The organism is Allobosea sp. FBZP-16 (assembly GCF_002831785.1).
Classification (GTDB): Bacteria; Pseudomonadota; Alphaproteobacteria; order Rhizobiales; family Beijerinckiaceae; genus Allobosea; species Allobosea lupini.
On the sequence record NZ_LNCQ01000001.1, the window covers coordinates 1 to 3,968 of the forward strand.

Below are 3,968 nucleotides of genomic sequence, written 5' to 3' on the forward strand. Positions count from 1 at the left end.
GGCCTTAAGGGCCTTGAGGAAGTCGGCGAATAGCGGTCGGTCCCGCTCCTCCACCTTCCGACCGATCTGGCCGGCCAGATACTTGGCCACGCTGTCGTTCCCCGTGACCGCGTCCTCCATCACGATCGACCCAAGGATGATCTTCCGCCGGGTGTCGTCAGAGCGCGCCTTGTCGTTGATCCTCTTCTGGATCTTGGCAGCGGTCTGGAGGTGCCTAGCCTGCATCTGCTTCGCCTTCTCCGCCTTCTTCTTCGCGAGCTCGATCCTCTCGAGGTCGGTCAGGGCCTTTTCGCTTTTCGCCATTGCCGATTCCGCGGAGTGGGTATAGGAAGGTAGTTGTAACCTGAAAGGCGCGGTTATGCAATTCCTCCGGAATTGCCGCGCCCTCCGGGGGAAGAGAAAGAGCTCCCATGGCCATCTACCGACTGGAGGTGAAAGCGATCTCGCGATCAGCCGGCCAGTCGGCCGTGGCCAAGGCCGCCTACCGAACCCGCGCGGACCTGACCGACCAGCGCACGGGCGAGCGGTACGACTACCGCCGCCGCGCCTCGATCGGGCCGACCGGGACCTACGTCTCCGGCAAGGCCGCCGACGTCCGGACGGCCGACCTCTGGAACGCCGCCGAGGCCTCCGAGAACCGGAAGAACTCGACCGTCGCCCGAGAGGTGATCCTCGCCCTCCCCGCCGAGCTCGACGCCGAGGCACACCGGCGCCTCGTGGCCTCGTTCACCCGGGAGATCAGCCTCCGGCACAAGCTGGCGGCCGAGTTCGCCATCCACCACCCCAGCGAACATCCCGAGGCGGACCAGCGCAACCACCACGCCCACGTCATGCTGACGACCCGCCGCGTCACCCGCGACGAGGCCGGTGAGCTGCGCTTCGGCGAGAAGACCCGCGAGCTCGACGACCGGGCCACCGGCCCTGGCGAGGTCACCGCCTGGCGCGAGATCTGGGAGGACCAGGTCAACGCGGCGCTCGCCCGGCACGGGCACGACGCCCGAGTCTCGTCGAAGTCCCTCGCCGCCCAGAACATCGACCGCGTCCCCCAGGAGCGCCTCGGGCCCCGCCGCACGGCCATGCTCCGCAAGGCCCGGCCGATCTGGCGCCGGGAGCAGGCCGCCGCGACCGCCGAGGGGATCAACCGCTCGACGATCCGAGGGGCCCGCGACCTCCGCCGCCTGCGCCAGGACCGCCAGAAGCGGCTCAGGGCGGCCGAGAACGCCACCCGGGCCATGGCGGCCGCCCCCGTGCCCGCACGGACGCCGGCGGCGTCGCCTGCAGCAGCCCCTGCGGCCTCCCAGCCCGTTTCCCGGCCGGCACCCTCCGCGCCTCCCCGACCGCCCCAGCACCCCAGGCCTCCGCTGCAGCCAATCGGGACCGCCGGCGACGCCCTGCTCAAGGCCATCCCGGACCATCGAGAGCGCGCGGAGGCCGTGCTGTGGCTCTCCATGGGCCGCATGGGCGACAACGCCCAGCGGGCCTGGAGATGGGCCCACAACCGCACGAGCGACGACACGCGGATCCTGCAGGAGTGGTGGCAAAAGCTTTCCGAGAAGGTCCGGGAGCAAGCGATCGCCTGGGCGAAAAGGCCTGCGCCGCCCCCGCGCGGAGAGGGGCAAGCCCCAGACCGTTCCCCTCCCCCGGCTCAACCCGCCCGGAAGACCCTACCCGGCCGCTGAAGTGCGCCCTCCCTCCCCGTCGAGGGGTCGTCCGGCGGCGCAGCTGGTCAGGGTTGCGGCGTCGCCGGACGACGGTGCCCGTGACGCTCACCATCTCCACCATCCCCTGCGCCCGTTCCCATCGTCCCCTCGCGCTCCTTCGTCGCGTCGGGTGGCCGATTCAGAGCGCCGACACGGCGCAGGGTCCGCGCGCAGGATTAGAAAAGAAAAGGGAAAATATCGAAGTGAACAATTTCAATGACTTACAGGGTAGCGACCGGTCACCCTGAATGACCGGTCGACCGGTCACCCTGAATGACCGGTCGGTCGACCGAAATTCAGTCATCTCGTGACCGAGTTTCGTGTATAAATGACTGGTCGACCGGTCATGATTCGGGGGGAAGCAGATGCGCGAGATCTCGGTCCAAAATGACGTCGAACGTCATTCCAGGACGCTCGACATCGCCGGCATGGATTCGGACCAGAGGGTCCGGGACCGGCAGGCAAAAAGGGCCAACGCGGGCTTCACCCAGGTCTCGACAAAGGGCTGGGCGCGGATCACCGAGCTGATCAGCAAGAACCCCCAGGTGGCCAAGACGTACTGCTTCCTCGCTTCGCACGTCTCCGGCGAAACCAACGCCGTGACGGTCAACCAGGAGACGCTCGCCGAGGCGACGGACACCTCCGTCTCGACCATCTACCGGCACACCAAGGAGCTCGAGGCGATCGGCGCCCTGGTCAGGATCCGGGTCGGGCCCGGAACCTACGCCTACTGCCTCGATCCCGAGGAGATTTGGAAGTTCTGGGGGAACGCGAAGAAATTCGCGGCTTTCAACACCAAGACCTTGGTGTCGAAGAAGGCCAACGCCGTCGTGACGCGCCAGATGAAGATGCTCTTCGGAACGCCTGACGAGGATGCCTAAACCAGCCTCTCGGCGATCCAGAGCTTGATCAGGGCCTGACGCGTCACGCCGAGGCGCTGCGCCTGCTGATCGAGGCCGGACACGACCCAGGCGGGGAAGTCGACGTTCACCCGCTTCACCTGGACGTTCGGCCGGCGCGCCGCGCCCCAATCGACCTGACCGGACACGTCTTCGCCATCGTCAAACCGCTTGTCGAGCTCAGCTGCCTTCATAGCGCTCCACCTCCTCTGGCCTGGCGCGGCGGACCGAGATCAGCCGCACAGCGCTCCCCCGCGGCGTCCAGATGGCCGTCCAGTGCCTTCCGCCGATCTTCCCGACCGAGACGAACCGCGGCTCGTCCTCGGTCTTCGCAGGGGCCTCCAGGAGCCGCGGATCGGCCCACAGGGCCTGCGCCTCCTCGAAATCGAGGCCGTGCTTGACCTTATTGGTCTCGCTCTTGCCCGGGTCGTATTCGAACTCCATGGGTCTATTTAGTATAGAAATTATACCATTTCCACCCGGTGAACGGGATTCGGACATCACGGAGTGTTAACGGGCCTGCCGCATCATCGCCTCGTCACCCGACGAGGTACGGCGCCCCATGATCACCATCACCGAAGCATCTGACGCAACCCGCGTCAGCAAGTCCACGATCCTCCGGAGCATCAAATCAGGCCGGATCTCGGCCGCCCGCAACGACGCCGGCGCCTTCATGATCGACCCGGCCGAGCTCGCCCGCGTCTTCCCTGATGCGTCCCGACGCGATTCACCGACGAGCCAGGACGCAGCCCCGGAAGCGGCTGACGTGGCCCTGGCGAGGCTGACGGCCGAACTGGAGGGCGAGCGCCGCCTCTCGGCGGAGCTGCGCGAGGACAGGGACCAGTGGCGGGACCAGGCCAGGCGCCTGGCGATCGCCGGGCCGCAAGCGGCCCCGGCGCCGCGGCAGGGCCTGCTCGCCCGCCTCTTCGGATAACCCAGGAAGATTAGCGCGAGGAAAGGGTCAGGAGCCATTTCCGGCCAGAATCCTACTCGGAGACCTCGTCGGTCACAGCGGCGGCCACCTTCTCGGCGTCCGTCGGAGGGTCAGACACGACCTTTCCCGTGATGATGTTGGGGACCTTGTGCCGCCGCGCCGCGGCGTCCAGGTGCGGCTCGAGCAGCGAGGGCGTCATCAGGATCGTCGCCAGGTCGGCCGCGGCCGCCACGGCATGGGTCGGCCCGTAGACGCCGCCCCCCTTGAGCCGCTCGCCGCCCCGCGACGACAGCAACGTGATGGCAAACCCGCCGATCGCCTCGACGATCGGGTTCTTCTCGCCTGGATCAGCCATTGGGCGTGCCCGCGTCGAGCCTGGCCTTAAGGGCCTTGAGGAAGTCGGCGAATAGCGGTCGGTCCCGCTCCTCCACCTTC

At 67.7% G+C, this 3,968-nt stretch carries 7 protein-coding genes; 3 read left to right on the forward strand and 4 right to left on the reverse strand.

The genetic code is table 11. From position 1 onward, the window contains the following. The coding region (locus CXY91_RS00005; RefSeq protein WP_100958799.1) for a hypothetical protein at window positions 1-303 on the reverse strand (303 nt) is incomplete at its 3' end. 107 nt (window positions 304-410) lie between these two features. Here CXY91_RS00005 and CXY91_RS00010 point away from each other — a divergent pair. After that, window positions 411-1,679 (forward strand): MobA/MobL family protein, encoded by a 1,269-nt coding sequence (locus tag CXY91_RS00010; protein WP_100958800.1) that lies wholly within the window; start codon window positions 411-413, stop codon window positions 1,677-1,679. Window positions 1,680-2,065: 386 nt separating this feature from the next. Next, window positions 2,066-2,581 (forward strand): helix-turn-helix domain-containing protein, encoded by a 516-nt coding sequence (locus tag CXY91_RS00015; RefSeq protein ID WP_100958801.1) that lies wholly within the window; start codon window positions 2,066-2,068, stop codon window positions 2,579-2,581. Here CXY91_RS00015 and brnA read toward each other — a convergent pair. Both brnA and CXY91_RS00025 read right to left on the reverse strand, forming a co-directional pair. Further along, a complete protein-coding gene (gene brnA, locus CXY91_RS00020) occupies window positions 2,578-2,793 on the reverse strand; it encodes a type II toxin-antitoxin system BrnA family antitoxin (protein WP_100958802.1) in 216 nt (71 codons plus the stop codon). The two genes, CXY91_RS00015 and brnA, sit on opposite strands and share 4 nt — an antisense overlap. Next, window positions 2,780-3,043 (reverse strand): BrnT family toxin, encoded by a 264-nt coding sequence (locus CXY91_RS00025; RefSeq protein ID WP_100958803.1) that lies wholly within the window; start codon window positions 3,041-3,043, stop codon window positions 2,780-2,782. The genes brnA and CXY91_RS00025 overlap by 14 nt, the downstream gene beginning before the upstream one ends. A gap of 118 nt (window positions 3,044-3,161) precedes the next feature. Here CXY91_RS00025 and CXY91_RS00030 point away from each other — a divergent pair, with 118 nt between their 5' ends. Next, complete coding sequence (locus tag CXY91_RS00030; protein WP_100958804.1) at window positions 3,162-3,533, forward strand: hypothetical protein; 372 nt, start codon at window positions 3,162-3,164, stop codon at window positions 3,531-3,533. A gap of 52 nt (window positions 3,534-3,585) precedes the next feature. Here the strand turns inward: CXY91_RS00030 and CXY91_RS00035 are convergent, their stop codons facing one another. Beyond that, window positions 3,586-3,888, reverse strand: a complete 303-nt coding sequence (locus CXY91_RS00035) for a hypothetical protein (protein WP_100958805.1) — start codon at window positions 3,886-3,888, stop codon at window positions 3,586-3,588. Window positions 3,889-3,968 lie beyond the last annotated feature (80 nt).